We start from the raw sequence: 25,761 nt of genomic DNA, 5'->3' as shown, positions 1-25,761 counted from the left end.
GTGGCCAACACGGATCCCTGTGGGAGCGGGCTTGCCCGCGATGGGGCCATCAAATTCAGTAGAGATCCTGGATTTATCCAGCCTTGCGCAACGCCTCGATCAGCTCCTGCTTGCGCATGCCCGAACGTCCCGGAATATTCTTGGCCGAGGCTTCTTTCCTTAAACTGTCGACGGTCTGCGTGTCCCGCGAAGTCTTGCTGTTGCGCGGATGACCTTCGCGACTGGCCACCGCTCGGCGCGATGACTCCTCGCGATCTTCGGACTTGGCACTCGCCGGTTTCTTGCGTCCGGAACCGCCTTTGCGCTCGCCGCCACCGGACTGCTTGTTCACCGTCGCCCAGGCGCGAGCTTCAGCCTCATCCTTGGAGATGCCTTTTTTCTCGTAGCTGTCTTCGATGTGTTCTGCCTTGCGTTTCTGCTCGGCGGTGTATTTGTCTTTGCTTCCACGAGGCATGGGATTTCTCCTGCTGCTTGTAGAGTCTGTCAAACAGTCGCCGCCGCTTACGACGGCGACTTGATTCAGGGTCTTAAACGTCCAGCTTGCGCGCCGCTTCCACCCCGGCGGCGCTGAGTTTGATCGGCAGGTTCAGCGAGTGCTCGCCTGCCTCGTTGCACGTCACGTGGCCGTGTTGGATCAATCCACGGTCCTGCAGAGTGGCGAGGGTGCTGGCCACAACTTTCTCCCCCCGGTAATTGTCCAGGACCTCCTTGCCCAAGCCACCAGGGTGGGCGTGCAACAGGCGGGTCAGGACTTCTTTTTCCAGGTTTTTATCGACGTTCATGCTTACCTCTTCATGGATGTGGATAGGTGCAACTCGCATCGGCGAACTATTGGCTGGCACCGCCCTCGGAACCCGAACCACCAGTGGTGGTTTTCGAGCCGATGCCGCTGCCGGCGTTGTCGGGCGTCTGGGTATCGGGCAGGTTCATTCCACCTTGACGGCCCGCGTCGTTGCCTTGAGTCCGCGGGTCGGTGCCCGTGGAGGGAGGCAGGCCGCTGTCGACACCCGTACCGTTGATGTTCAGGCCGGGCGAGCTTTGGGGCGCCGGGGATTTATGGCTATCGACCGGGTCGGTCGGGCCGGTCCCCGAGGTGCTGGTCGCGGCGAAGGCGGCAGAGGACAGCAGCGTGGCGAGTGCGAGGGCAGTCAAGCGGAATGTGATCATGGTTCGTCTCCATTTAATAAGAGTCCTTACCTGATGTTGGTCCGCCCTCGATTTAATTTGGTGCCTGATGAACGACGAACGGTCCGGGCCTTTTGCTGGCCGGAGTATTGGATTCAGACGATGCCGATTTCTTCCTCGAACAACTCCATGAAGTCTTTCAACCGATCATGCCGGATGCGCGCCAGGCGCTGGCCAGTGGTCGTCTGGAAACCGTCCGCCAGATGCAAGAGCTTGGTCTGAAAGTGATCCAGGCAAAAACGCTTGTCATCGTAGTCCCGCGCCTTCGCTTGCGGGTCTTGCGGATCGTACAGCGCGCTGCCCATGCGCCCGGCAACGTAGAATGTGCGCGCAACACCGAGCATGCCGAGTGAATCGAGCCGGTCGGCGTCCTGCATGATTTTCGCTTCGAGCGTGAGAGGGGCGATGTTGGCGCTGAAGCTGTGAGCTTCGATCGCGTGGGCCACTGCGTTGATTTTTGCGCTGGGCCAATCCATGTCGGCCAACACGGCAGACGCTTTCTCGGCGGCCAGCCGTGACGCCTGCGAGCGCAACGGCGAGTTCTTCTCCACCGCCACGCAATCGTGCAGTAGCACTGCCGCCAGCAACACATCAAGGTCGCCCGCTTCTTCAGCATGAACCGTGCGCACGTTGTGCCACACCCGTTGCAGATGGGATAAATCGTGAGCGCCATCCTCCGAGGGCTCCAGTGCGTGGGGCAGCAGTTGCGCTGCGAGGGATTGCAGCGGCGCGAAAGCATCAGTGGTCATAAACATCCTGTTAAGTGAAAGCGTTTCTGGCAACGACACATGCTCCATGGATCAGCTTTGCATTTCCAGTGTGACGAGTCCCTCGCGCCGACTTAGTATGGCGTTTTCAACCTATGACGAAGGCACGTCCATGACGATCGAGATCCGCCCGGCGACCCCCAGCGATGCACCGCAAATCCTCGGGTTCATCACTGAATTGGCCGACTACGAACGTGCCCGCCACGAAGTCATCGCCAGTGTTGCCGACATCGAGCGCAGCCTGTTCAGTGAAGGCGCCACCGCCCACGGCCTGATCTGCCTGCGCGACGGCTTGCCCATCGGCTTCGCCGTGTTCTTCTTCAGCTACTCGACATGGCTGGGCAGCAACTGCCTTTACCTCGAAGACCTCTACATCACCCCCGAGCAGCGCGGTGGTGGCGCCGGCAAAACCTTGCTGCGCCACCTCGCCAAAATCGCCTGCGCCAATGACTGCGGACGGTTTGAATGGAGCGTGCTGGACTGGAACAAACCGGCCATCGAGTTTTACAAGTCGTTGGGTGCGCAGCCGCAGGAAGAGTGGGTTCGGTATCGGATGGACGGGGCGGTGTTGCGCGAGTTCGCCGAGGGCAACTGATTCCCTGAACGGTCGCAGCCTTTGGCAGCTTTTACATTCAGGTGTAGACGCTGACCAAGGCTGCGGTTTTTTTTGCCTTAATCCCATAATATGGGAGTGATATTTATATATTGAGATTTCTCTGCGTACGGGTTTATAGTCCAGCTCACTCACTGCCAATAAACAAAACAGGTGAAGCGATGCTGGCGCAATTGATCGCGCTCGATTGGGGGACAACCTCATTACGTGCTTACAAACTCGCCGCGGGTGGCCAGGTGCTGGAACAGCGTTCGCTGTCGTCCGGGATCATGCAGCTGCCGCGGACGCCGCGAATCATCAACGGCCAGGAATGCACCGACGGTTTTGAACTGGCATTCGATGAGGCTTGCGGTGACTGGCTCGACGCTCAGCCAGATTTACCCGTGATCGCCTGTGGCATGGTTGGCAGCGCACAGGGCTGGCGCGAAGCGGCCTACTGCGACACGCCGGCGAACGTCGCCCATCTCGGCAACTCCCTGCAATCGGTTCGCAGTCTTCGCGGTGTCGATGTGCACATCGTGCCGGGCGTGATTCAGCGTTCGCGCTTGCCAAATGTGATGCGCGGCGAAGAAACCCAAGTGCTGGGTGTCTTGCAGAATCTGCCGGTCGAGCAGGGCGCTGACCTGTTGATTGGCCTGCCAGGCAGTCATTCGAAATGGGTGGAAGTGGCCGACGGTTGCATCGTGCATTTCGACACCTTCATGACCGGCGAGATCTTCGCCGTGCTCAGCGAGCACAGCATTCTGGGGCGCACCCAGCAACGCGGCGCGTCCTTTGATGGCGAAGCGTTTGACCGTGGCGTGCAGGTGGCCCTGTCGGTGGACGGCGAGATCGGTCCGTTGTCGACACTCTTCAGTGCGCGCAGCCTCGGCCTGACCGGCGAACTGAGTGCCACTGCGCAACCGGACTATTTGTCCGGGCTGCTGATCGGCCATGAGCTGGCAGCGCTGGCCAACGTTCAGCGACGCCGACGCAACGGCGCATCTTTGCCCTCAGTCATCCTTATTGGTAATGCCCAACTCTGTGCCCGCTATCGCCGGGCCCTCGACGCCTGCGGTTTTACTCGCGTGACGCTGGCTGAAAATGCCACCGAGCGCGGCTTGTGGCAGTTGGCGGTTGCCGCCGGACTGATCACTTCAACCCCATCCCGTTAAACCTGACTGGAGGTCTGACATGCTCAAGCAAGCATTGGCGCAAAACGGTCTGATCGCGATCCTGCGTGGCCTGCGCCCGCAAGAAGCGGCCGCCATTGGCGAAGTCCTTTACGCCGCCGGATTTCGCGTCATCGAAGTACCGCTCAATTCCCCCGAGCCGTACGACAGCATTCGCATCCTGCGTAGCACGTTGCCCGCCGATTGCCTGATCGGCGCGGGCACGGTGCTGACGCCGGAGCAGGTCGAGCAAGTGAAAGCGGCGGGCGGCCAAGTGATCGTCATGCCGCACAGCGATCCCAAGGTGCTGCGCGCGGCGAAGGCGGCGGGGCTGTTCCTGTCGCCGGGCGTTGCCACGCCGACCGAAGCCTTTGCCGCACTGGCCGAAGGCGCGGACGTGCTGAAGATGTTCCCGGCCGAGCAAATGGGCCCGGCCGTGGTCAAGGCCTGGCTCGCGGTGCTGCCGGCCGGGACCATTCTGGCGCCGGTCGGCGGGATTACACCGGACAACATGCAGGTGTTTATCGACGCGGGCGTCAAAGGTTTCGGCCTCGGTTCCGGGTTGTTCAAACCGGGCATGACCCCGCAAGAAGTGGCAGTCAACGCCAAGGCGTATGTCGCTGCATGGAACGCTCTGCGTTAAGACTTTTTTCGGCGCCGAGCGCGCTGCATCTAATAAGAGCTGCATCTACAAAAAGAGAGCACAGATGAAAATCACCAAACTCACCACCTTCATCGTTCCGCCGCGCTGGTGCTTCCTCAAGATAGAAACCGACGAGGGCGTGACCGGTTGGGGCGAGCCCGTGGTCGAAGGCCGCGCGCACACCGTGGCGGCGGCCGTTGAAGAATTGTCCGACTACCTGATCGGCAAAGACCCGCGCAACATCGAAGACATCTGGACCGTGCTCTATCGCGGCGGCTTCTACCGCGGCGGAGCGATCCACATGAGCGCGCTGGCCGGCATCGACCAAGCGTTGTGGGACATCAAGGGCAAGGCCCTGGGTGTGTCGGTCAGCGATCTGCTCGGCGGTCAGGTGCGGGACAAGATTCGCGTCTATTCATGGATCGGCGGTGACCGCCCGGCGGACACCGCTCGTGCGGCGAAAGAGGCGGTCGAGCGTGGTTTCACCGCCGTGAAAATGAACGGCACCGAAGAGCTGCAATTCCTCGATTCCTTCGAGAAAGTCGACCTGGCCCTGGCCAACGTCGCCGCCGTGCGTGACGCGGTCGGCCCGAACGTCGGCATCGGCGTGGACTTCCATGGCCGGGTGCACAAGCCCATGGCCAAGGTCCTGATGAAGGAACTCGACCCGTACAAATTGATGTTCATCGAAGAGCCTGTGCTCAGCGAAAACTACGAAGCGTTGAAGGAACTGGCGCCGCTGACCAGCACCCCGATTGCCCTCGGCGAGCGTTTGTTCTCGCGCTGGGATTTCAAGCGTGTGCTCAGCGAAGGTTACGTCGACATCATCCAGCCGGATGCGTCGCACGCCGGTGGCATCACCGAAACCCGCAAGATTGCCAACATGGCCGAAGCCTATGACGTGGCACTGGCGCTGCATTGTCCGCTGGGCCCGATTGCGCTGGCGGCATGCCTGCAACTGGATGCGGTTTGCTACAACGCGTTCATCCAGGAGCAGAGCCTGGGCATTCACTACAACGAGAGCAACGACCTGCTGGATTACGTGAAAGATCCGCGGGTGTTCGACTATGACAAAGGCTTCGTGAAGATCCCCAATGGCCCGGGCCTGGGCATCGAGATCAACGAAGAGTACGTGATCGAACGTGCGGCGGTCGGCCACCGCTGGCGCAACCCGATCTGGCGCCATGCCGACGGCAGCTTCGCCGAGTGGTGAGTTTTATCTGACCCATCGCAAACCCCTGTGGGAGCCAGCCTGCTGGCGATTTGGTCGGCACATCCAGCATTCGTGGTGCCTGACACACCGCTATCGCCAGCAGGCTGGCTCCCACTGTTTGATCTCCATGGAAACGGAGATCTTCGGCAACTGCTGATTTCAATTCGACCTCAATAAACATAAGAAGAGGCATCCCTCATGCAACCGCAAACCCTCGCAGGGCAGGCGTCGTTGGTGACGCCCAGTCGCAAGCGTTTTTTCATCATGGTCCTGCTGTTCATCACCGTGGTGATCAACTACCTGGACCGCAGCAACCTGTCCATCGCCGCCCCGGCACTGACCAGCGAACTGGGGATCGACCCGATCCATGTCGGGCTGATTTTCTCGGCGTTCGGCTGGACCTACGCCGCCATGCAGATTCCCGGTGGCTGGCTGGTCGACCGGGTGCCGCCGCGCATTCTCTACAGCGTTGCCTTGCTGCTGTGGTCGATCGCCACGGTCATGCTCGGCTTCGCCGCCAGCTTCATTGCGCTGTTCGCGTTGCGCATGGCGGTTGGTGCCCTCGAAGCGCCGGCGTATCCGATCAACAGCCGCGTGGTCACCACCTGGTTCCCGGAGCGCGAACGCGCTACGGCCATCGGTTTCTACACCTCCGGGCAATTCGTCGGGCTGGCGTTTCTGACGCCGGTGCTTGCCTGGCTGCAGCATGAATTTGGCTGGCACATGGTGTTCGTCAGCACCGGCGTCGTCGGCATTCTCTGGGCGGTGATCTGGTACGCGGTGTATCGCGAGCCACGGGATTTCAAAGGCGCCAACGACGCCGAAATCGACCTGATCCGCGAAGGTGGCGGGCTGGTGGATATCCAGGCCGAGCAAGCCAGGGTCAAGGCCAAATTCAGCTGGACCGATCTCGGCATCGTGCTGACCCAGCGCAAGTTGTGGGGCATCTACCTCGGCCAGTTCTGTCTCAATTCGACGCTGTGGTTTTTCCTGACATGGTTTCCGACCTACCTGGTGAAATACCGCGGCATGGACTTCATCAAGTCCGGCCTGTTGGCGTCGCTACCGTTTCTCGCGGCCTTTGTTGGCGTGTTGTGCTCCGGTTTCTTCTCTGACTTCCTGATCCGTCGCGGTTACACCGTGGGCTTCGCCCGCAAATTGCCAATCATTGGCGGTCTGTTGATTTCCACGTCGATCATCGGCGCCAACTTCGTCGAGTCAACACCACTGGTGATTGCCTTCCTCGCGTTGGCATTCTTCGGTAATGGCCTAGCCTCGATCACCTGGTCACTGGTGTCCACGCTAGCCCCGGCGCGCTTGCTCGGATTGACCGGCGGGGTGTTCAACTTCATCGGCAACCTGGCGGCGATTACCACGCCGATTGTCATTGGTTTCCTCGCCACCGGTGATTCGTTCGCTCCGGCGATCACCTACATCTCGGTTCTGGCGTTGATTGGCGCGCTTTCCTACATCTTGCTGGTCGGTAAAGTCGAGCGTATCAAGTTGTAGTGACCGCCGTCGGGCGACCATAATGCCGCCCGTTCACTCGCTCAACGGTAAAGGCTGGATATGCAGGAAGACGCCCCAAAAATCGCCAAGGACGCCGCGCCGACCGGCACCCAGACACTGCTTCGCGGTTTGGGTGTGGTTCAGGCCGTGGCCAGTGGCGCCCGCGACCTCAAAGAGATCGCTCGGTTGATCGGCACGACACGCAGCACCACTCATCGTCTGGCCAGTTGCCTGGTGGACGAGCGCTATCTGCGCGTGGTGCCGCAGGTCGGATATCTGCTGGGGCCGAAACTGATCGAACTGGGTTTTCAGGCGCGCGAAGAACTGCCGTTGGTGACGTTGGCGGGGCCCTATCTGGATGAGTTGTCGGCGTTGACCGGCGACACCATTCACCTGGCGATACGTGAAGGCGACGAGGTGCTGTACCTGCACAAGAATCCGGGGCGCAATGGCCCGGAAATGCGCTCGCGGGTCGGCCATCGCATGCCGTTGGCGCGCACCGGGATCGGCAAGGCGTTGATGCTCGATGACACGCAGGAAGAATGGAAAAGACTGTACGAAGTCAGTCTGCCGGCGGGTGGGAAAAATCAGTTTTGGCCGCAGCACCCGGAGCAGTCCTGGGAGCAGTTTCAGCAGCGCATGATCGAGTATGTCGCGGGCGGTTACGCCTTCGACCTCGAAGACAACGAACCGTCGATCCGCTGTGTTGCGGCGCCGATCCGCGATGCGAGCAAGCGCATCGTCGCCGGTATCAGCATCGCCAGCACCGTGCCGTACATGCCGCTGGAAAAAATGGCCGAGCTGATTCCCCTGATCAAAGGGGTCACGGCCCGGCTCTCGGCGGAGCTTGGCGCTAAGGTTTAGGCTTTCAGCGTCGCCATATCGATCACGAAGCGGTACTTCACGTCACCGGCAATCATGCGGGTGAACGCTTCGTTGATCTGATGGATGTCGAGCATTTCGATGTCGCAGGTGATGTTGTGTTCGGCGCAGAAATCCAGCACTTCCTGGGTTTCGGCAACGCCACCGATCAACGAGCCGGCGAGTACGCGACGACCCAATACCAGTTTGGCGGCATGGACCGGTGGATCGATCGGTTCGATCAAGCCCACCAGAATATGCACGCCATCGAAACGCAGGGTATCGAGGTAGGGGTTGAGGTCGTGCTGCACCGGAATGGTGTCCAGCAGGAAGTTGAAATGCCCGGCAGCGGCTTTCATCTGCTCGGCATCGGTGGAAACGATCACGTGGTCAGCGCCTTGGCGACGACCTTCTTCAGCCTTGCTCGCCGAGCGGGTGAACAGCGTCACTTCCGCGCCCATCGCCTTGGCAAACTTGATGCCCATGTGGCCGAGGCCGCCCATGCCGAGAATCCCGACCTTATCGCCCGCTTTCACGCCGTAATGCTTGAGCGGCGAGTAGGTGGTGATGCCGGCGCAAAGGATCGGCGCGGCGCTGGCCAGGTCGAGTTTTTCCGGGATGCGCACCACGAAGTGTTCGCTCACCACGATGCTGTCGGAGTAACCGCCCATGGTGTTGCTACCATCGACCCGATCCGGGGTGGCGTAGGTCATGGTCGGACCTTCGAGGCAGTATTGCTCCAGGTTCGACTGACAGGCTTCGCAGTTGCGGCACGAATCGACCATGCAGCCAACGCCGACCAGGTCGCCGATTTTGTGCCGGGTGACATTCGCACCGACGGCGGTAACTTTGCCTACGATCTCGTGGCCAGGCATCAGCGGATAAACGGCAATACCCCACTCGTTGCGGGCCTGATGGATGTCGGAATGGCAGACGCCGCAGTAAAGAATGTCGATGGCAACGTCGTCAGCACGAGGGCTGCGGCGTTCGAATTTTACGGGGGCGAGGGGAGTGGTGGCCGACTGGGCGGCGTATCCGATAGCGGTGTACATGAGGAACCTCGCAAAAGCAGTGACAGGTGAGGCGACGCATTTTGGGCGCCGTGCCGGCCACCGGCCATGGCGATTCCTCCGGGTGTCATGCCTAATCCTCCGGCATCAGCCTTTGATGGGGTGCATTGGCGTTCAGACCTGCGATGATGCTTTCATCCCATTGTCCGCGACTTTTTTGGTGAAGAGCTCCCATGTTGTTGACCCGTCATCTCGACGCCAATGCCACCCTGGTTTCGTTGATCCAGCCGCTGACCACCCGCGACGGCTTTGCCCCTACGGCGTTGCCGGGCGTGCAGGTTTTGCGCGCCAGTTGTGATGTGGCGCGTGGTCCACAGATCTACGAGCCGAGCCTGGTGATCATTGCCCAGGGCAGCAAACTGGCGTACCTGGGGCCGCGAACCCTGGAATATGGCGCCGGGCATTATTTGATCCAGGCATTGCCGGTGCCTTTCGAGTGCGAAACGTTTTCAGCACCGGACGGCCCGATGCTCGGGGTTTCGATTGCCATTGATCGGGTTTTGCTCGGTGAATTGGTGTTGGCCATGGGGCTGGCGCCGGGGCGCAATATTGCTGCGCAAACGCCGGAGTCGATGACCTCGGCGGTGCTCGACGATGACATGCGCGGTTGTGTGGAGCGGTTGTTGCGTTGTCTGCACGATCCGCAGGAATGCCAGATCATGGGGCCGGCGCGATTGCGCGAATTATTGTTCGTTGCGTTACGCGGTCCGCAAGCGGATGTGTTGCGGGCGCTAGTGGAGCAGCAGGGTCAGTTCGCCCGGATTGCGGCCTCACTCAACCATCTGCACGGGCATTACACCGAACCGCTGAACGTCGAGACGCTGGCCAGTTGCGCGAACATGAGTGCGTCGACCTTCCATGAGCATTTCAAACGCAGCACCTTGTTGTCGCCAGTGCAGTACTTGAAGCGCTTGCGCTTGCTCAAGGCGCAGCAATTGTTGCTCGCCGAAGGCCTGGGTGTGGCGCAAGCGGCGCATCGGGTGGGGTACCAGAGCACGTCGCAGTTCAGTCGCGAGTACAAGCGTTACTTCGAGCGCAATCCAGGGGATGAGCGCGCCGCTTGAGTTGGCAATGAGGCCCTTGTAGGAGTGAGCCTGCTCGCGATAGCGGTATGTCATTCAGAATTGATGTCGACTGACCCACCGCCATCGCGAGCAGGCTCACTCCTACAAGGGATTGTGGTGTGGATGAAATGGTGAGCAACAAAAAGGCCCCCGTTCGGGAGCCTTGATGTTCAGGCGTTCGGCTTACATGTTCGGGTAAGTCGGGCCGCCAGCACCTTCCGGCGCCACCCAGGTGATGTTCTGTGCAGGGTCCTTGATGTCGCAGGTCTTGCAGTGAACGCAGTTCTGGGCGTTGATCTGGAAGCGTTTTTCGCCGTCTTCCTTGGTCACCACTTCGTACACGCCAGCCGGGCAGTAACGCTGGGCGGGTTCATCGTACAGCGGCAGGTTCTTGCCGATCGGGATGCTCGGATCGGTCAGCTTCAGGTGGCACGGCTGTTCTTCTTCATGGTTGGTACCGGAGATGAACACCGAGCTGAGTTTGTCGAAGCTGATCTTGCCGTCGGGTTTCGGGTAGTCGATCTTCTTGCAGTCCGCCGCGAGCTTGAGGCACGCGTAATCCGGCTTGGTGTCGTGCAAGGTGAACGGCAGTTTGCCGCCGAAAATGTTCTGGTCGAGCCAGTTGAAACCGCCGCCGACGATGGCGCCGAACTTGTGGATCGCCGGGCCGAAGTTGCGGCTGGCGAACAGTTCGTCGTAGAGCCAGCTCTTCTTGAACGCGTCGACGTAGGTGGTCAGTTCTTCGGTGCCGTCTTTCTCGGCGAACAACGCATCGGCCACGGATTCAGCGGCGAGCATGCCGGACTTCATCGCCGTGTGGCTGCCTTTGATCTTGGCGAAGTTCAGGGTGCCCAGGTCGCAACCGATCAGAGCGCCACCCTTGAACACCATCTTCGGCAGCGAGTTCAGGCCGCCTTTGCAGATGGCGCGTGCGCCGTAGCTGATGCGCTTGCCGCCTTCCAGGTACTGCTTGAGCACCGGGTGATGCTTGAGGCGCTGGAACTCGTCGAACGGCGACAGGTAGGTGTTGCTGTAGGAAAGATCGACAATCAGACCGACGACCACCTGGTTGTTTTCCAGGTGATAGAGGAACGAGCCACCGGTGTTCTCGGTGCCCATGATGTCCATCGGCCAACCGGCGGTGTGGACCACCAGGCCTGGCTGATGCTTGGCCGGGTCGACTTCCCAGATTTCTTTCAGGCCGATGCCGTAGTGCTGGGCGTCAGCCTCGCTGTCGAGATTGAAGCGCTTGATCAACTGCTTGCCGATATGGCCACGGCAACCTTCGGCGAACAACGTGTATTTGCCACGCAGTTCCATGCCCGGGGTGTACAGGCCTTCTTTCGGGTGACCTTCGCGGTCTACGCCCAGATCACCGGTGATGATCCCGCGCACCACGCCGTTCTCATCGAACAGCGCTTCCTGGGCGGCGAAGCCCGGGTAGATTTCCACGCCCAGGTTCTCGGCCTGCTGGGCGAGCCAGCGGCACAGGTTACCCAGGGAAATGATGTAGTTGCCTTCGTTGTGCATGGTCTTGGGCACAAAGAAGTCTGGAATTTTTTGCGCGCTGTCGGCGTTCTTGAGAACGAAGATGTCATCGCGGGTGACTGGCGTATTCAGCGGGGCGCCGAGTTCTTTCCAGTCCGGGAACAATTCGTTCAGGGCGCGCGGTTCGAAAATCGCGCCGGAGAGGATGTGAGCACCGACTTCGGAGCCTTTTTCGACCACGCAGACGCTGATTTCCTTACCGGCTTCAGCGGCCTTCTGCTTCAAGCGGCAGGCGGCGGAAAGACCAGCGGGGCCGGCACCGACGATGACGACGTCGAATTCCATGTATTCGCGTTCCACAGGTTATCTCCTACTCAAGGCTCAACAGTTTTTTTTCTAATTGGAGGTTTGGTGTCGCATCCATGAATGACTGCTCAACGCGCAGCACGGACAATCGATTGACCACCTTTCTCTTTGGGTGGCGCATTATATCTACACCACTCCTAGCGTCCAATACAAACGTTTGTTTGAATTGGCTCAAAGCCAGAGAAATCAAAGTCACGCGGCTTATGAACGGCCATTTTGCCGTATTGACCGGAATAAGCGTTCCGGTCAAGATACGGTCGGTTTTGCGCTCGCCGTAGGCTGACTGTAGGTATCAAGAGCACCTCTAAAGACAGGGCGATGGCAGTACAAGGTGATTTGTTGCGCAGGTTTGGCGCGCAGTTTACACGCCGCGATAATAAATGACTTGTCGGTCACCACTGACGAACGGTCATCTGCCTCGTGAGCAAGGTCACCCGATACACCTGCCAGCGTTTTTAGAGGTGCCCTTGCGCCGATGAGCATCAAACCGCCAGGTTCGCCTAGGCGACTTTCTTTTCACCGGAGAGTAACGAGGAATCCATGAAGGTTCTTGTAGCTGTCAAACGCGTTGTGGATTACAACGTCAAGGTTCGCGTCAAGGCGGACAATTCCGGCGTCGACCTCGCCAACGTCAAGATGTCGATGAACCCGTTCTGCGAAATCGCAGTGGAAGAAGCCGTACGCCTGAAAGAGAAAGGTGTTGCGACTGAAATCGTCGTCGTCTCCGTCGGCCCGTCTACCGCTCAAGAGCAACTGCGCACTGCGCTGGCTCTGGGTGCGGACCGTGCCATCCTCGTCGAATCCGCTGAAGATCTGACTTCCCTGGCCGTTGCCAAGCTGCTGAAGGCTGTTGTCGACAAGGAACAGCCTCAGCTGGTGATCCTTGGCAAACAAGCCATCGACAGCGACAACAACCAGACTGGCCAGATGCTCGCTGCTTTGAGCGGCTACGGTCAGGGCACCTTCGCTTCGAAAGTCGAAGTGTCCGGCGACACCGTTGCCGTGACCCGCGAAATCGACGGCGGCGCGCAGACAGTTTCCCTGAAACTGCCAGCCATTGTCACCACCGACCTGCGTTTGAACGAGCCGCGCTACGCGTCCCTGCCAAACATCATGAAAGCCAAGAAGAAGCCTCTCGAAGTGCTGACTCCGGACGCTTTGGGCGTTTCCACCGCCTCCACCAACAAGACCGTGAAAGTCGAAGCGCCAGCTGCACGCAGCGCGGGTATCAAGGTCAAGTCGGTGGCTGAATTGGTCGAGAAACTGAAAAACGAAGCGAAGGTGCTTTGAGTTAAGGAGCCAGAAATGACTATCTTGGTTATAGCTGAACACGACAACAAAGTAGTGGCCCCGGCCACGCTGAACACTGTGGCTGCCGCTGCCAAAATCGGCGGCGACATCCACGTTCTGGTCGCTGGCCAGGGCGTTGGTGCCGTGGCTGAAGCCGCTGCAAAAATCGCGGGCGTGACTAAAGTGCTGGTGGCCGACAACGCCGCCTACGCTCACCAACTGCCGGAAAACGTCGCTCCTCTGGTCGCCGAGCTGGGCAAGGGCTACAGCCACATCCTGGCTGCCGCCACTTCCAACGGCAAAAACATCCTGCCGCGCGTTGCCGCTCAGCTGGACGTTGACCAGATCTCCGAGATCATCTCGGTCGAAAGCGCTGATACCTTCAAGCGTCCGATCTACGCCGGTAACGCCATCGCCACCGTTCAATCGAACGCTGCCGTGAAAGTCATCACCGTGCGTGCTACCGGTTTCGACCCGGTTGCAGCCGAAGGTGGCTCCGCTGCAGTTGAAGCGGTTGCTGCTGCGCACGACGCTGGCACTTCGAGCTTCGTTGGCGAAGAACTGGCCAAGTCCGATCGTCCTGAACTGACCGCTGCCAAAATCGTCGTTTCCGGCGGTCGCGGCATGCAGAACGGCGACAACTTCAAACACCTGTACGCCCTGGCCGACAAGCTGGGCGCTGCCGTCGGTGCTTCGCGCGCCGCGGTCGACGCAGGTTTCGTACCCAACGACATGCAGGTCGGTCAGACCGGCAAGATCGTTGCTCCACAGCTGTACATCGCCGTCGGTATCTCCGGCGCGATCCAGCACCTGGCCGGCATGAAAGACTCCAAAGTGATCGTTGCGATCAACAAGGACGAAGAAGCGCCGATCTTCCAGGTGGCCGATTACGGCCTGGTGGCGGACTTGTTCGAAGCCATCCCTGAGTTGGAGAAGCTGGTCTAATCCGGCTGCTTCACTTATAAAGAGCCCGGCCTGTTGGTCGGGCTTTTTTTTGTTCTTTTGTAGGAGATGTCGAGTGAAACGAGGCTGCGATCTTTTGATCTTGGAGTTCAAGCGGACCTGAAAGGATCGCAGCCTCGTTTCACTCGACAGCTCCTACAGCTGGCATAACCGGGATTGAGAGGAGTATTTGGCCATGGATCTGCGTCTGGTGTGGGGATTGCTGGGATTAGCGGTATTGCCGGCGCTGTCCAACGCCGCGGGCAAGTGCGAACGCCTGGTGGTGACCGGCAGTCCGGACGCGCCGCCTTACCTTTGGCAAGACCCGCAAGACCCCAGGCATTTGATTGGTGCCAGCGCTGACCTGTTGCAACAGGTGGCGGGGCAGATAGGCATCAAGGTCGAACTGCTTTATGCCGGCAAGCGCGCACAGGCACTGGATGAAGTACGCAGCGGACGCATGGACATGCTGGCCGACGCGCCTCTGACCGTCAGTGAGCTGGACACCCTGGACTACATCCATCCACCGCTGCTGGAAAATGATTATCTGGTCTGGACCCGCAAAGATTCGGCGCTGGTCTATAACCAGGTGCAGGACCTCCACGGCCATCCCGGCGCACTGTCGGAAAAGTCTCGAATGACCCAGGCATTCGGCACTTTCGCCGAGCAGCAATTGACCCTCGTGCGCACTCCAAACCTGACCCAGGCCTTTCAGAAATTGCTGCTGGGTGAGGTGGAATTTGTCCTCGCCGGGCGCTACTCGGGCATGGCCGCCGCGCAGGCGCTGAGCATGGCCAATGACCTGATCCCTCGCCCGCAGCCGGTCGACAAGCCGGGCCTGTTCCTCGCGGTTTCCCACAACTCCGCCTGCAACGATCCTTGGTTGCGCGGACAGCTGGCCAAAAAGATGACAGAATTGCCCGCGTCCGGACTGACGGAGGCTGTGTTGCAACGCAACATCGAGCGCTGGAAAGCGCAGCAGCAACAACCGCAGCAACTGCCTGTCAGTACCCCAAAACAGTAGGGATTTTTAGTGAGTATTCGACCTCTTTTCGCTGCCCTGGCCGTTCTGGCTCTGGCGGGTTGTGCAGCCGATCCGGCGCCGAATGAACAAATACGCTTGACCGAACAGACCCTCTTACAAGCCAAGGCCGTTGGCGCCAACGCCGACGATGTGCCGGAACTGAAGCTGGCCGAAGAAAAGTTTTCTCGCGCCCAGGGCGACATGGCCGATCATTCCTACAAGCATGCGCGCATGCGGGCCGAACAGGCCGAGCTGGATGCACGCCTGGCTGAAGCGAAGGTGCTGACCCTCAAGAGCGAGGAGCAGTTGAACGTGCTCAACACCCGCATCACTCGTCTGCGCAAGCAACTGGGAGATGCCCAATGAGCCTCACGTCCAAAGCACTCGGCGGTTTGATCCTGGCAGGATGCGCAAGCCTTTATGGTTGCGCCGGTCAACACAGCGAGACCGCGCTGCAGCAAGCCGGCCAAGACTTCCAGAAGGTCAAGGAAGACTCCAACGTCCTGCGCATCGCTCCCAAGGATGTGATCCGCGCTGGCGAATCCCTGGCCCGCGCCGACCGGCTTTCCAGCTATTGGGGCAGCGGCGCGGACGTGGTGCATTACGCCTACCTGAGCCAGCGCTACAGTGAAATCGCGCGTGAACACACCAATCAAGTACTCAACGAAGAGCGCGCGACGAAGCTCGAACTGGAGCGTCAACGCCTGCAATTGGCCTTGCGTGAGTCCAAATTGCTCAGCGTGCAGCAGCAGGGCAAGTGGCTCGAAGAACAGATCGTTGCAATGGCGACCACGCAGACCGATCGCGGTCTGGTGATGACCCTGGGTGACGTGCTGTTCGATACGGGTGAGGCGGAGTTGAAGAACTCGGCGAACCGTGTGGTCCTCAAAATCGTGCAATTCCTGCAACTCAATCCCAAGCGTGTAGTTCGCATCGAGGGCTACACCGACAGCACAGGCGGCAAGCAGGAGAACCTCAAGCTGTCCCTTGACCGCGCACAATCGGTAGCGGATGTGCTGATGGACCTGGGTATCGACGATAAACGTATCAAAGTCGAAGGCTACGGCGATGAATACCCGGTGGATGTGAACGCTTCCGAGCGTGGTCGCGCGCAGAACCGACGGGTGGAAATTGTGTTCTCCGACGAAAAAGGCCAGCTCGGCGCCGCTCGCTAAAGGCTGCGTCACTGGAAAACCCGGCCTGCCTGTCAGCGCCGGGTTTTTTTACGCCTGCCAATAGCTTCACAAAGCAGTACAGTTTTTGCTGACACTGCACTGTACGGTCGACTATTGTGGCAACTGTCCCAGTACACTTCTAAACTGTTCCGGTATTGTTTCACACAAGAATAAAATGCCCGTGAAATCGAGTGCTGCGTCATGACCAATCTCTTGCTCTACCAACGTATTGCTCAGCAACTGGCCGAAGACATCCGTCGTGGCGTCTATCAGCCGGGGGAGCGCGTGCCTTCGGTACGCAAGATGAGCTCGCAGCTCAACGTCAGTCATGCGACCGTGTTGCAGGCTTACGCCAACCTTGAGGATCAAGGGCTGATCCGCGCCCGACCCCAGTCCGGTTACTACGTACACCAGACGCCGGCCCTGACTGCGCCGACGCCGGATATCGCCCGGGTCGAGCGCCCCGGCCTGGTCACGCGCAGCAGCATCATTCAACAAGTGTTGGTCGAGTCGCGCCGCGAGGGCGTTTTCCCCTTGGGGGCGGCGGTGCCGAGCGTCGACTATCTGCCGGTCCGCGCCTTGCACCAGCAGTTGGCCAAAGTCACCCGTTTCCATAGCCCGCGGGCTTTCAGCTACATGTTCAGCCCCGGTTTCGAACCGTTGCGCCGACAGGTGGCGATCCGCATGCGCGATGCCGGCGTAGTGGTCGATCCCTCCGAGGTAGTGATCACCCACGGTTGCGTTGACGCGTTGCAGATGTCACTGCGCGTGCTGACCCGGCCTGGCGACCTGATCGCCGCCGAATCACCGACCTATTACGGATTGCTGCAACTGGCCGACCTGCTGGGCCTCAAAGTCATTGAAATCCCCAGCGATCCGGCGACCGGCATGAGCCTGGAAGCCCTGCAATTGGCGGCCAACCAGTGGTCGATCAAGGCGCTGGTGCTCACCACGCGTCTGAGCAATCCACTGGGCGGCACCATGCCTGAGGAGCGGCAGAAGCAACTGCTGCGCCTGGCCTCGGATTTCGATATCCAGATCGTCGAAGACGATATTTATGGCGAGCTGATGTTTGAGCAGGGGCGCACCAAGTCTCTGAAAGCCTATGACCGGCTGGATCGCGTGATTTATTGCTCAAGCTTCTCCAAAACCCTGTCACCGGGCGTGCGCATCGGCTGGATGATCGCCGGCAAGTATCAGCAGGAAATTCAGCGTTTGCAGACCTTCAGCACGCATTCGGCGTGCAGCGTCACGCAAATGGGGATAGCCGCTTACCTGGAGAACGGCGGTTACGACCGTCACCTGCGCTACATTCGTCAGGAATATCGCAAGAACCTCAGCGCTTTCCAGCTGGCCGTGCAGCAGTATTTCCCGGAAGGCACGCAAATGACCCGGCCTACCGGCGGTTTCATTCTATGGGTCAGTCTGCCGGGGCGGGTCAACACTCAGGAACTGCATGTGCGTGCTTTGCAGCAAGGCATCAGCATCGCGCCGGGGTTGATTTTCAGTAATACCGAGCAGTTCAATCACTGTATTCGGCTGAACTGTGGCACGCCGTGGAACCGTGAAGCCGAACGTGCATTGATGACATTGGGAATGTTGGCGACTCAACTTTGCCAGGAGATGGCCGGCGGCATTTAAAGGGATGGACTGGTCAGGCCTGTCCATGCTTGTCTTGTTGCGCGCAACAAGCGAGCATATGGCCCTCTGCCGTTAGCCCTGTTGGGTCCATGAAACCGATTTATCCTGCCGTCTGGCTGTCGTTATGCCTGTTGATGACCTTTCACGCCGAAGGCGTCATGGGCGCTTCCGTTCAGGAAAAACCGGCCGCCAGCACATCCTCGAAGAAAGCAGCACCTGTAAAAAAAGTCGCGCCGGTGAAAAAGAAGCCGACGGTGAAAAAGCGTCCGCCCATTGCCTCCAAGTCGAAACCGGCCAGCGAAGTGGTGAAAACCCAACTTCCTCCGGTCAAACTGGACTTGAGCTTGCCGCAAGGCATGGTTGAAGAGCTGAAACCGATCGGAACGGTGCCGTTGCCCCGGCACGATGCAGTGTTGCCACAAATGTTTGGTGACAAGGCGAGCAGCAGCCCGTTTCAGCTCAACGGCCGTCTGCTCAATAACGAAATGCAGTTGCAACGACGTAACGACGAACGCCGGGATGTCGAAGGTGCAGCACTGGATTTCGAGTTCAAGCAGTAAACGACGCTGATTCGTGACCCGCGGCCCAGACACTTTGTCGGAGACTGGTCAGTCACGCTCCTTTGAGTGCAAAAACCCCGGTCCAGGTAATTTTAAACGGCTGTTTTAGCGGTTACTCTGTGCCTCGTCCATTAACACATTGCCCCGCGAGGAGCTTTTCGTCATGAAGTGCCGTGAAGGCTGTGGCGCCTGTTGCATTGCCCCTTCCATCAGTTCGCCGATTCCCGGCATGCCCAATGGCAAAGCCGCTGGCGAACGTTGTATTCAGCTATCTGTCGATAACTTGTGTCGCATTTTCGGTATGCCGGAGCGTCCTGCGGTCTGCTCGGCATTTGCAGCCGATGTCGAAGTCTGCGGAAGCAGCCGTGACGAAGCGATCAAGTTGCTGGGTTGGTGGGAGCAAGTAACGGCGGCGTGATGTGTTCAACGAACGGAACTTCAACAATAAGGAATAAGACTATGGGTTCGCTGCATCGTATGGCTGTGCTGTCTGGTTTGACGCTGGTGCTGGCCACCTCGGCGGCACACGCCGAAGACTGGAAGGTTGCCAAGAACGAAGACGGTATCAAAGTATCCTTGAGTGAAGTGCCCGGCTCTGACTACAAGGCCTATCAAGGCGTTACGTTGATGAAAACCACCGTTGCCAAACTGCGTGCATTGCAGGAAGACGTGGCGGGTGCCTGCGCCTGGATTCACGATTGCAAGACCCAGAAACTGCTCAAGCACGAAGGCGATCAGAACTGGACCTACACCCAGTTCAATACCCCATGGCCAGTGACGCCGCGTGATTCGGTGTTGCATGTCACCACCGTTGAAGGCGCCGACGGTAGCCTGACGCGCAAACTTGAAGGCGTGCCGAAATACATTCCGGAAGAAAAAGGTTTCGTGCGGGTTACCAAAGTCGAGGGTTTCTGGAAGTTCGTACCCAAGGGTGATCAGGTCGAAGTGACTTACCAGGTGCACACCGAGCCGGGCGGCAGTATCCCATCGATGGTGGCCAACAAGTTCGTGGTCGATGCACCGTTCAACACGCTCAAAGCCCTGAAGCAACGCGCCGAGAAGTAATCGCGCGGCGTTTCAGGTAACGCCCCGGGTTTTTCGGGGCGTTTGCGTTTCTGATGAGGGTAAAAAGGGTTTATTTTGTTTCTGGATATACGTTGCACGAAATTTTCACAAAGCCTCCAAGACAATCCGCCCGCTCAGCTTGCCAAACAGTAATCATTGGCAATGAGGTGGGTGATCGTGCAACATTTGCGCACCGCGCAAGCCCCGGGGCCGAGAACTGGCCAACAGAGGGCAGGGCGCCACTTTATTTTTGTAACTTCAACTTCCAATGGGTCCTAAAACGACATGGCAAACCCGGATGCCCTGAATCAGCAGCGAGCTTCTAGTCGCCTGCTGCAACCGACCGTCAAATCGCATATGGCCTACACGCTGCTGTGCGCTTTTGTCATGATGGTCATGTTCAGCCTGCTGCGCGTTGCGCTGCTGGTCTACAACCGCTCGATGATTCTTGATACACCGGCCTCGACCTTCCTTGAAGCGTTCGCCAACGGCCTGCGTTTCGACCTGCGTCTGGTGGTCTACCTCATCGTTCCGTTGCTGCTGGCGTTGTTCAGTGCACGGGCCATGGCGGCACGCGGTTTCTTCCGCCTTTGGCTCACCGTCGCTTCGAGCATCGCGTTGTTCCTCGGCTTGATGGAAATGGACTTCTACCGCGAATTCCACCAGCGCCTCAACGGTCTGGTCTTCCAGTATGTGAAGGAAGACCCGTCTACCGTCATGAGCATGCTCTGGTATGGTTTTCCGGTGGTTCGCTACCTGCTGGCCTGGGCCTTCGGCACGCTGATCCTGACCCTCGCGTTCAAGGGCGCGGACCGCGCGACCCGGCCTCGTGGCCCATTCAGCGGCGGCAGCATCGGCACGCGCCAGATCGCCCCGTGGTATGCACGCATCGCGGTATTCGTGGTTTGCCTGATGATGGGCATAGTTGCCGCCCGCGGTACTCTGCGTCAGGGGCCGCCATTGCGTTGGGGTGACGTCTACACCACCGACTCGAACTTCGCCAACCAGTTGGGCCTCAACGGCACGTTGCAACTGATTGCCGCCGCCAAGAGCCGGATGTCGGACGAGCGCAGCAACATCTGGAAAGCCACGCTGGACCAGCCGCTGGCCCAGCAGACCGTACGCGACATGTTGCTGACACCGAGCGACAAACTGGTTGATGCAGATATTGCCGCAGTCCGTCGCAACTTCACCCCGAATGCCGACAAGACCCTGCCGATCAAGAACGTCGTGGTGATCCTGATGGAAAGCTTCGCCGGTCACTCGGTAGGCGCATTGGGACGTCCGGGGAACATCACGCCGTCGTTCGACGCACTGTCCAAAAACGGTCTGTTGTTCGATCGCTTCTTCTCCAACGGCACGCATACCCACCAGGGCATGTTCGCGACCATGGCCTGCTTCCCGAACCTGCCGGGTTTCGAATACCTGATGCAGACCCCGGAAGGCAGTCACAAACTGTCAGGCCTGCCGCAGTTGCTCAGCGCCCGTGACTACGACGATGTTTACGTCTACAACGGCGATTTCGCCTGGGACAACCAGTCGGGCTTTTTCAGCAACCAGGGCATGACCAACTTCATCGGGCGTAACGACTTCGTTAATCCGGTGTTCTCCGACCCGACCTGGGGTGTGTCCGACCAGGACATGTTCAACCGTGGCCTGGAAGAGTTGAAAGCGCGTGATGGCAAGGACAAGAAACCGTTCTATGCCTTGTTGCAAACCCTGTCCAACCACACGCCATATGCCTTGCCAACGCCGTTGCCGGTCGAGCGCGTCACTGATCGTGGCACCCTTAACGAGCACCTGACCGCCATGCGCTACTCCGACTGGGCGCTGGGACAGTTCTTCGAGAAGGCGCGCAAAGAACCGTACTTCAATGAGACGCTGTTCGTGATCGTCGGCGACCACGGTTTCGGCAACGAGCAGCAGATCACCGAAATGGACCTGGGGCGCTTCAACGTTCCGATGCTGATGATCGCGCCGGGTATTCAGGACAAATTCGGTAAGGTCGACCACACCGTGGGCACTCAGATCGATATCGTGCCGACCATCATGGGCCGTGTCGGTGGCGACGTGATCCATCAATGCTGGGGTCGTGACTTGCTGAACCTGCCGGAAGGCGACAAGGGTTTTGGCGTGATCAAACCTTCGGGCAGCGATCAAACCGTAGCGTTGCTCACAGCGGATCGTATACTGGTCCTGCCTAAAGACATGCCGCCGAAGTTGTATCAATACGAGCTGGGCGCCAATCCTAAAGGTGACGTGATTCCCGAGTCGGCCGATGAAGCAGCCCTCAAGCAGAAACTTGAAGCGTTCTTGCAGACCGCGACCAAGAGCCTGCTCGACAACACCGCCGGTGTGGTAGACGGCAAGCCGGATTAAATTTTCGGCAATAAAAAAGAGGCCCTTTTTCAAGGGCCTCTTTTTTTGCCTGTCAGATCGTTAGATCTTGCCGAGTAACAGCAGAATCAACAGCACTACCAACACCACGCCGATGATACCCGACGGGCCATAACCCCAACTTCTGGAGTGTGGGAAGACCGGCAAACCACCTACCAGTAGAAGAATCAGAATAACGATAAGAATTGTGCCCATGTCTATTTCCTTGTTGGAAGTGTTTCGAAGTGACCTAGCTTTAAACTGTCAGCTGGAAAGCATTTAATTCAAGCTGCTTATAACGTCCGACTGGCGCGCGGGTCAGAAAATTCCAAGTTTTTTTAATGTTTTTTGAAGATAGGCTTATTTCGTTTTTGCAACGTTAATTGATGCAGGCTTGCCGTGGTTTGCTCGGGCCATTCAGCAATCTGATGGAGCGTGGGTCGGGCAATGTCCTTCGCTACACTCAGCGCATCTTTCCCGGAACGACAAGGCTGTTTGCTATGCAAAATCGCATGATGATCACTGGCGCAGGCTCAGGCCTGGGTCGCGAAATCGCGCTGCGCTGGGCGCGTGAAGGCTGGCAGCTGGCCTTGTCGGATGTCAGCGAGCCTGGCCTGCAAGAGACCCTCAAACTGGTCCGGGAAGCCGGCGGTGACGGTTTTATCCAGCGTTGCGATGTGCGCGATTACAGCCAGCTGACGGCGTTCGCCCAAGCGTGCGAAGAGAAACTGGGCGGCATCGATGTCATCGTCAACAACGCGGGCGTTGCCTCGGGCGGTTTCTTCAGTGAGCTGTCACTTGAAGATTGGGATTGGCAGATCGCGATCAACCTGATGGGCGTGGTCAAGGGCTGCAAGGCTTTCCTGCCGCTGCTGGAAAAAAGCAAAGGCAAGATCATCAACATTGCTTCGATGGCCGCCCTGATGCAAGGTCCGGCCATGAGCAACTACAACGTGGCCAAAGCCGGCGTCGTGGCATTGTCCGAAAGCTTGCTGATCGAACTGGCACAGCAGGAAGTGGGCGTGCATGTGGTCTGTCCTTCGTTCTTCCAGACCAACCTGCTCGACTCCTTCCGTGGCCCGACCCCGGCCATGAAAGCCCAGGTCGGCAAATTGCTGGAAAGTTCGCCGATCACCGCGACCGACATTGCCGATTACATCTACGAGCACGTTGCCGCTGGCGAATTCATGATCCTGCCCCACGAACAGGGCCGCATGGCGTGGGCGCTCAAGCAGAAGAATCCGCAACTGCTCTACAACGAAATGACCGTCATGGCCGACAAAATGCGCGCCAAGGCCAAACAAAGCGCGGGCTGAACTTGCCCCTGCGCAATACCCTCGTTAGGGTGGCCGCAATCGGCCATCCTCGCGAGACGTTTGCATGCTCAATTACTTGTGGTTTTTCCTCGCGGCGCTGTTTGAAATCGCCGGTTGCTTCGCGTTCTGGATGTGGCTTCGTCAAGGCAAAAGTGCCTTGTGGGTCGTGCCGGCGCTGCTCAGCCTGACCTTGTTTGCGGTGTTGTTGACCCGGGTCGAAGCGACTTACGCTGGCCGCGCCTATGCCGCTTACGGGGGCATCTACATTGTCGCGTCGATCGGCTGGCTGGCGGTGGTCGAGCGGATTCGTCCCTTGGGCTCGGACTGGCTGGGTGTGGCGTTGTGCGTGATCGGCGCCAGCATCATTTTGTTCGGGCCGCGATTCTCTGCCTCCTGATGCTGCATTGAGCCGATTTGTCAGACCTTTCCGTCGGGGGGAATCGTCGTGTGCTGTAGGGCAGGACTGATTTGCCTTCACTGCATTGAAGACCTGCGGTGCGACGGGCATCTTCAAGGGCCGGTAACCCTGAAGGATGAATGCCATGCTTGTACTCAGCCGCGTTGTGGGCGAGATGATTTCCATCGGTGACAACATTTCCGTGCGCATTCTTGCCGTCAACGGAGGCAGCGTGCGTTTCGGCGTCGAAGCCCCCCAGAGCGTCAATGTGCATCGCGCCGAAGTCTATGAGCGCATCCAGATCAAACTGGCCAAAAACAAGGGGCGTTGAAGGGCTCAGTCGAACAGGTGCTTGGGCACATCATGCTTGAGCATCAACTGGCATTGCTCGCTCTCCGGATCGAAGACAATCAGTGCCTGACCCTTGGTCAGCGCCTGGCGAACGCGTAATACGCGGGTTTCCAGCGGCGTGTCATCGCCGTTGTCCGTACCGTCACGGGTCACGAAATCCTCGATCAGGCGGGTCAGGGTGTCGACTTCTAGTTGGTCGTAGGGAATCAGCATAGGCACCTCGGTTTGACAATGGCGCGATGCTACGGCGAATGATGGGTGGCGGCTAGCCTAAGCCCATTCATTGCCCGACCTGCCGCCTTCGCGAGCAAGCCCGCTCCCACAGTTGATCGCATTCCATTGTGGGAGCGGGCTTGCTCGCGAAGGCGATATTCCTCGCGCCCATAATCGCAAGTCGGACTCAACTCTCTGAGCGCTGCCCAACGAGGCTATCCACCGACGGCACCCGCGTGTCGCTTTCCATCTGCGCGTCGTGCTCGATCTGATGACTGAACCGGTCCAGCGATCCCTTCGCCGGCTGAGCATCACTGGCAAATACCGGCGGACTCAGAATATAGGCACCCAGCAACCGGCTGAGCGCAGCCAGGCTGTCGATGTGCGTACGTTCATAGCCGTGAGTGGCGTCACAGCCGAAGGCGAGCAGGGCGGTGCGAATGTCGTGGCCGGCCGTCACTGCCGAATGCGCGTCGCTGAAGTAATAACGGAACAGGTCGCGACGCACCGGCAGCTCGTTTTCACTGGCTAATCGAAGCAGGTGGCGCGACAGGTGATAGTCATAGGGGCCGCCGGAATCCTGCATGGCGACGCTCACCGCGTGCTCGCTGGAATGCTGGCCGGGGGCGACCGGCGCGATGTCGATGCCGACGAATTCGCTGACGTCCCAGGGCAATGCCGCCGCGGCGCCGCTGCCGGTTTCTTCGGTGATGGTGAACAGGGGATGGCAGTCGATCATCAACTCTGCGCCGCTGTCGACGATCGCTTTCATCGCCGCCAGCAGTGCCGCAACGCCGGCCTTGTCGTCCAGGTGGCGAGCACTGATGTGGCCGCTTTCGGTGAATTCGGGCAGCGGGTCGAAGGCGACAAAATCGCCCACGCTGATGCCCAGTGAGTCGCAATCGGCACGGGTCGCGCAATAAGCGTCCAGGCGCAATTCGATGTGATCCCAGCTGATCGGCATCTCATCCACCGCCGTGTTGAACGCGTGCCCGGAGGCCATCAACGGCAATACGCTGCCACGGATCACGCCGTTGTCAGTGAACAGACTGACGCGGCTGCCCTCGGCAAACCGGCTGGACCAGCAACCGACCGGCGCCAGGGTGAGTCGGCCATTGTCTTTCACGGCACGCACTGCCGCACCGATGGTGTCGAGGTGGGCGGAAACCGCGCGGTCAGGGCTGTTCTTCTTGCCCTTGAGCGTTGCGCGGATCGTACCGCGCCGGGTCATTTCGAACGGAATGCCCAGTTCTTCAAGGCGCTCGGCGACGTAACGCACAATGGTGTCAGTGAACCCGGTCGGGCTGGGAATGGCGAGCATTTCGAGCAAGACTTTTTGCAGATAGTTGAGATCCGGTTCGGGGATTTTGCTGGTCATGGAAACTCCTGATGAGTAACGAACATCGATGGTTTCGATGAAGGGGATGAATTCGTGTTTCCTGCCAAGGCCCCATCGCGAGCAAGCTCGCTCCCACAGGGAA

Annotated in this window: 29 protein-coding genes; 20 read left to right on the top strand and 9 right to left on the bottom strand. The window is 59.1% G+C overall.

What is annotated here, in order from left to right; translation table 11 throughout:
* Positions 1–73: 73 nt before the first annotated feature.
* The 4 genes from HNR03_RS08730 to HNR03_RS08715 all read right to left on the bottom strand — a co-directional run bounded on the left by HNR03_RS08730 (position 74) and on the right by HNR03_RS08715 (position 1,934).
* Complete coding sequence (locus tag HNR03_RS08730) at positions 74–454, bottom strand: Rho termination factor N-terminal domain-containing protein (RefSeq protein ID WP_259152635.1); 381 nt, start codon at positions 452–454, stop codon at positions 74–76.
* 73 nt (positions 455–527) lie between these two features.
* Positions 528–782, bottom strand: coding sequence for a hypothetical protein (locus HNR03_RS08725; RefSeq protein ID WP_090186707.1), 255 nt, complete (start codon positions 780–782; stop codon positions 528–530).
* A gap of 46 nt (positions 783–828) precedes the next feature.
* A complete protein-coding gene (locus tag HNR03_RS08720; protein ID WP_259152634.1) occupies positions 829–1,167 on the bottom strand; it encodes a hypothetical protein in 339 nt (112 codons plus the stop codon).
* A gap of 113 nt (positions 1,168–1,280) precedes the next feature.
* A complete protein-coding gene (locus HNR03_RS08715) occupies positions 1,281–1,934 on the bottom strand; it encodes an HD domain-containing protein (RefSeq protein WP_259152633.1) in 654 nt (217 codons plus the stop codon).
* 130 nt (positions 1,935–2,064) lie between these two features.
* Between HNR03_RS08715 and HNR03_RS08710 the strand changes: the two genes are divergently transcribed.
* From HNR03_RS08710 to HNR03_RS08685, 6 genes are all read left to right on the top strand, one after another.
* Complete coding sequence (locus HNR03_RS08710) at positions 2,065–2,547, top strand: GNAT family N-acetyltransferase (protein ID WP_090186699.1); 483 nt, start codon at positions 2,065–2,067, stop codon at positions 2,545–2,547.
* 179 nt (positions 2,548–2,726) lie between these two features.
* Positions 2,727–3,719, top strand: a complete 993-nt coding sequence (locus HNR03_RS08705) for a 2-dehydro-3-deoxygalactonokinase (RefSeq protein ID WP_259152632.1) — start codon at positions 2,727–2,729, stop codon at positions 3,717–3,719.
* Positions 3,720–3,738: 19 nt separating this feature from the next.
* Entirely contained in the window at positions 3,739–4,359 is a 621-nt protein-coding gene (locus tag HNR03_RS08700) for a 2-dehydro-3-deoxy-6-phosphogalactonate aldolase (RefSeq protein ID WP_259152630.1), read from the top strand.
* A gap of 64 nt (positions 4,360–4,423) precedes the next feature.
* Entirely contained in the window at positions 4,424–5,572 is a 1,149-nt protein-coding gene (dgoD, locus tag HNR03_RS08695; RefSeq protein ID WP_090186690.1) for a galactonate dehydratase, read from the top strand.
* A 198-nt stretch (positions 5,573–5,770) separates the two neighbouring features.
* On the top strand, positions 5,771–7,081 hold the full coding sequence (locus tag HNR03_RS08690) for an MFS transporter (RefSeq protein WP_259152629.1): 1,311 nt from the start codon (positions 5,771–5,773) through the stop codon (positions 7,079–7,081).
* Positions 7,082–7,141: 60 nt separating this feature from the next.
* A complete protein-coding gene (locus HNR03_RS08685; protein ID WP_090186684.1) occupies positions 7,142–7,945 on the top strand; it encodes an IclR family transcriptional regulator in 804 nt (267 codons plus the stop codon).
* On the opposite strand, the gene HNR03_RS08680 is transcribed toward HNR03_RS08685, so the two are convergent.
* Positions 7,942–8,994 (bottom strand): NAD(P)-dependent alcohol dehydrogenase, encoded by a 1,053-nt coding sequence (locus tag HNR03_RS08680; protein WP_259152627.1) that lies wholly within the window; start codon positions 8,992–8,994, stop codon positions 7,942–7,944. The genes HNR03_RS08685 and HNR03_RS08680 overlap by 4 nt on opposite strands.
* Positions 8,995–9,185: 191 nt before the next feature.
* Between HNR03_RS08680 and HNR03_RS08675 the strand changes: the two genes are divergently transcribed.
* Positions 9,186–10,076, top strand: a complete 891-nt coding sequence (locus HNR03_RS08675; RefSeq protein ID WP_259152626.1) for an AraC family transcriptional regulator — start codon at positions 9,186–9,188, stop codon at positions 10,074–10,076.
* Between the two features lie 183 nt (positions 10,077–10,259).
* On the opposite strand, the gene HNR03_RS08670 is transcribed toward HNR03_RS08675, so the two are convergent.
* Positions 10,260–11,924 carry an electron transfer flavoprotein-ubiquinone oxidoreductase gene (locus HNR03_RS08670; RefSeq protein ID WP_259152625.1) on the bottom strand — a complete coding sequence of 555 codons (1,665 nt, stop codon included), beginning with the start codon at positions 11,922–11,924 and terminating at the stop codon, positions 10,260–10,262.
* Positions 11,925–12,470: 546 nt separating this feature from the next.
* Between HNR03_RS08670 and HNR03_RS08665 the strand changes: the two genes are divergently transcribed.
* From HNR03_RS08665 to HNR03_RS08620, 10 genes are all read left to right on the top strand, one after another.
* Positions 12,471–13,220: an electron transfer flavoprotein subunit beta/FixA family protein gene (locus HNR03_RS08665; protein WP_259152624.1), complete on the top strand. Its 750-nt coding sequence runs from the start codon at positions 12,471–12,473 to the stop codon at positions 13,218–13,220.
* Between the two features lie 15 nt (positions 13,221–13,235).
* Positions 13,236–14,165, top strand: coding sequence for an electron transfer flavoprotein subunit alpha/FixB family protein (locus tag HNR03_RS08660; protein ID WP_259152622.1), 930 nt, complete (start codon positions 13,236–13,238; stop codon positions 14,163–14,165).
* A gap of 193 nt (positions 14,166–14,358) precedes the next feature.
* Positions 14,359–15,186: an ABC transporter substrate-binding protein gene (locus HNR03_RS08655; protein WP_259152620.1), complete on the top strand. Its 828-nt coding sequence runs from the start codon at positions 14,359–14,361 to the stop codon at positions 15,184–15,186.
* A 9-nt stretch (positions 15,187–15,195) separates the two neighbouring features.
* Positions 15,196–15,552, top strand: a complete 357-nt coding sequence (locus tag HNR03_RS08650; protein ID WP_222587961.1) for a DUF4398 domain-containing protein — start codon at positions 15,196–15,198, stop codon at positions 15,550–15,552.
* Positions 15,549–16,361: an OmpA family protein gene (locus tag HNR03_RS08645; RefSeq protein ID WP_222587960.1), complete on the top strand. Its 813-nt coding sequence runs from the start codon at positions 15,549–15,551 to the stop codon at positions 16,359–16,361. Before HNR03_RS08650 ends, HNR03_RS08645 begins: the two co-directional genes overlap by 4 nt.
* A gap of 201 nt (positions 16,362–16,562) precedes the next feature.
* The gene (locus HNR03_RS08640) at positions 16,563–18,002 is read left to right on the top strand and encodes a PLP-dependent aminotransferase family protein (protein WP_059406834.1); all 1,440 of its coding nucleotides are present in this window, start codon (positions 16,563–16,565) and stop codon (positions 18,000–18,002) included.
* An 89-nt stretch (positions 18,003–18,091) separates the two neighbouring features.
* Positions 18,092–18,562, top strand: coding sequence for a translation initiation factor 2 (locus HNR03_RS08635; RefSeq protein ID WP_259152617.1), 471 nt, complete (start codon positions 18,092–18,094; stop codon positions 18,560–18,562).
* A gap of 163 nt (positions 18,563–18,725) precedes the next feature.
* Entirely contained in the window at positions 18,726–18,980 is a 255-nt protein-coding gene (locus HNR03_RS08630) for a YkgJ family cysteine cluster protein (protein WP_222587958.1), read from the top strand.
* Positions 18,981–19,021: 41 nt separating this feature from the next.
* Entirely contained in the window at positions 19,022–19,627 is a 606-nt protein-coding gene (locus tag HNR03_RS08625) for an START domain-containing protein (protein ID WP_259152616.1), read from the top strand.
* Positions 19,628–19,912: 285 nt separating this feature from the next.
* The gene (locus HNR03_RS08620) at positions 19,913–22,006 is read left to right on the top strand and encodes an LTA synthase family protein (RefSeq protein WP_259152615.1); all 2,094 of its coding nucleotides are present in this window, start codon (positions 19,913–19,915) and stop codon (positions 22,004–22,006) included.
* 60 nt (positions 22,007–22,066) lie between these two features.
* Here the strand turns inward: HNR03_RS08620 and HNR03_RS08615 are convergent, their stop codons facing one another.
* Positions 22,067–22,225 (bottom strand): DUF3309 family protein, encoded by a 159-nt coding sequence (locus HNR03_RS08615; protein ID WP_169858239.1) that lies wholly within the window; start codon positions 22,223–22,225, stop codon positions 22,067–22,069.
* 278 nt (positions 22,226–22,503) lie between these two features.
* On the opposite strand from HNR03_RS08615, the gene HNR03_RS08610 reads away from it, so the two are divergent.
* The 3 genes from HNR03_RS08610 to csrA all read left to right on the top strand — a co-directional run bounded on the left by HNR03_RS08610 (position 22,504) and on the right by csrA (position 24,047).
* Positions 22,504–23,319: an SDR family oxidoreductase gene (locus tag HNR03_RS08610; protein ID WP_259152614.1), complete on the top strand. Its 816-nt coding sequence runs from the start codon at positions 22,504–22,506 to the stop codon at positions 23,317–23,319.
* Positions 23,320–23,383: 64 nt separating this feature from the next.
* Positions 23,384–23,716, top strand: a complete 333-nt coding sequence (locus HNR03_RS08605) for a YnfA family protein (protein ID WP_222587954.1) — start codon at positions 23,384–23,386, stop codon at positions 23,714–23,716.
* Between the two features lie 145 nt (positions 23,717–23,861).
* Complete coding sequence (csrA, locus tag HNR03_RS08600; protein ID WP_222587953.1) at positions 23,862–24,047, top strand: carbon storage regulator CsrA; 186 nt, start codon at positions 23,862–23,864, stop codon at positions 24,045–24,047.
* 5 nt (positions 24,048–24,052) lie between these two features.
* On the opposite strand, the gene HNR03_RS08595 is transcribed toward csrA, so the two are convergent.
* Together HNR03_RS08595 and HNR03_RS08590 are read right to left on the bottom strand one after the other, a co-directional pair.
* Complete coding sequence (locus HNR03_RS08595; protein ID WP_007945785.1) at positions 24,053–24,280, bottom strand: YheU family protein; 228 nt, start codon at positions 24,278–24,280, stop codon at positions 24,053–24,055.
* 187 nt (positions 24,281–24,467) lie between these two features.
* Positions 24,468–25,658, bottom strand: a complete 1,191-nt coding sequence (locus HNR03_RS08590; RefSeq protein WP_090186641.1) for an osmoprotectant NAGGN system M42 family peptidase — start codon at positions 25,656–25,658, stop codon at positions 24,468–24,470.
* Positions 25,659–25,761 lie beyond the last annotated feature (103 nt).

The organism is Pseudomonas sp. JAI111 (genome assembly GCF_024809425.1).
Classification (GTDB): domain Bacteria; phylum Pseudomonadota; class Gammaproteobacteria; order Pseudomonadales; family Pseudomonadaceae; genus Aquipseudomonas.
This window is presented reverse-complemented; position numbering and strand designations above follow the sequence as displayed.

Coding starts and splice junctions, on each gene's coding strand:
- HNR03_RS08730 (WP_259152635.1), bottom strand. CDS start 454: ATGCCTCGTGGAAGCAAAGACAAATACACCGCCGAGCAGAAACGCAAG.
- HNR03_RS08725 (WP_090186707.1), bottom strand. CDS start 782: ATGAACGTCGATAAAAACCTGGAAAAAGAAGTCCTGACCCGCCTGTTG.
- HNR03_RS08720 (WP_259152634.1), bottom strand. CDS start 1,167: ATGATCACATTCCGCTTGACTGCCCTCGCACTCGCCACGCTGCTGTCC.
- HNR03_RS08715 (WP_259152633.1), bottom strand. CDS start 1,934: ATGACCACTGATGCTTTCGCGCCGCTGCAATCCCTCGCAGCGCAACTG.
- HNR03_RS08710 (WP_090186699.1), top strand. CDS start 2,065: ATGACGATCGAGATCCGCCCGGCGACCCCCAGCGATGCACCGCAAATC.
- HNR03_RS08705 (WP_259152632.1), top strand. CDS start 2,727: ATGCTGGCGCAATTGATCGCGCTCGATTGGGGGACAACCTCATTACGT.
- HNR03_RS08700 (WP_259152630.1), top strand. CDS start 3,739: ATGCTCAAGCAAGCATTGGCGCAAAACGGTCTGATCGCGATCCTGCGT.
- dgoD (WP_090186690.1), top strand. CDS start 4,424: ATGAAAATCACCAAACTCACCACCTTCATCGTTCCGCCGCGCTGGTGC.
- HNR03_RS08690 (WP_259152629.1), top strand. CDS start 5,771: ATGCAACCGCAAACCCTCGCAGGGCAGGCGTCGTTGGTGACGCCCAGT.
- HNR03_RS08685 (WP_090186684.1), top strand. CDS start 7,142: ATGCAGGAAGACGCCCCAAAAATCGCCAAGGACGCCGCGCCGACCGGC.
- HNR03_RS08680 (WP_259152627.1), bottom strand. CDS start 8,994: ATGTACACCGCTATCGGATACGCCGCCCAGTCGGCCACCACTCCCCTC.
- HNR03_RS08675 (WP_259152626.1), top strand. CDS start 9,186: ATGTTGTTGACCCGTCATCTCGACGCCAATGCCACCCTGGTTTCGTTG.
- HNR03_RS08665 (WP_259152624.1), top strand. CDS start 12,471: ATGAAGGTTCTTGTAGCTGTCAAACGCGTTGTGGATTACAACGTCAAG.
- HNR03_RS08660 (WP_259152622.1), top strand. CDS start 13,236: ATGACTATCTTGGTTATAGCTGAACACGACAACAAAGTAGTGGCCCCG.
- HNR03_RS08655 (WP_259152620.1), top strand. CDS start 14,359: ATGGATCTGCGTCTGGTGTGGGGATTGCTGGGATTAGCGGTATTGCCG.
- HNR03_RS08645 (WP_222587960.1), top strand. CDS start 15,549: ATGAGCCTCACGTCCAAAGCACTCGGCGGTTTGATCCTGGCAGGATGC.
- HNR03_RS08640 (WP_059406834.1), top strand. CDS start 16,563: ATGACCAATCTCTTGCTCTACCAACGTATTGCTCAGCAACTGGCCGAA.
- HNR03_RS08635 (WP_259152617.1), top strand. CDS start 18,092: ATGAAACCGATTTATCCTGCCGTCTGGCTGTCGTTATGCCTGTTGATG.
- HNR03_RS08630 (WP_222587958.1), top strand. CDS start 18,726: ATGAAGTGCCGTGAAGGCTGTGGCGCCTGTTGCATTGCCCCTTCCATC.
- HNR03_RS08625 (WP_259152616.1), top strand. CDS start 19,022: ATGGGTTCGCTGCATCGTATGGCTGTGCTGTCTGGTTTGACGCTGGTG.
- HNR03_RS08620 (WP_259152615.1), top strand. CDS start 19,913: ATGGCAAACCCGGATGCCCTGAATCAGCAGCGAGCTTCTAGTCGCCTG.
- HNR03_RS08610 (WP_259152614.1), top strand. CDS start 22,504: ATGCAAAATCGCATGATGATCACTGGCGCAGGCTCAGGCCTGGGTCGC.
- HNR03_RS08605 (WP_222587954.1), top strand. CDS start 23,384: ATGCTCAATTACTTGTGGTTTTTCCTCGCGGCGCTGTTTGAAATCGCC.
- csrA (WP_222587953.1), top strand. CDS start 23,862: ATGCTTGTACTCAGCCGCGTTGTGGGCGAGATGATTTCCATCGGTGAC.
- HNR03_RS08595 (WP_007945785.1), bottom strand. CDS start 24,280: ATGCTGATTCCCTACGACCAACTAGAAGTCGACACCCTGACCCGCCTG.
- HNR03_RS08590 (WP_090186641.1), bottom strand. CDS start 25,658: ATGACCAGCAAAATCCCCGAACCGGATCTCAACTATCTGCAAAAAGTC.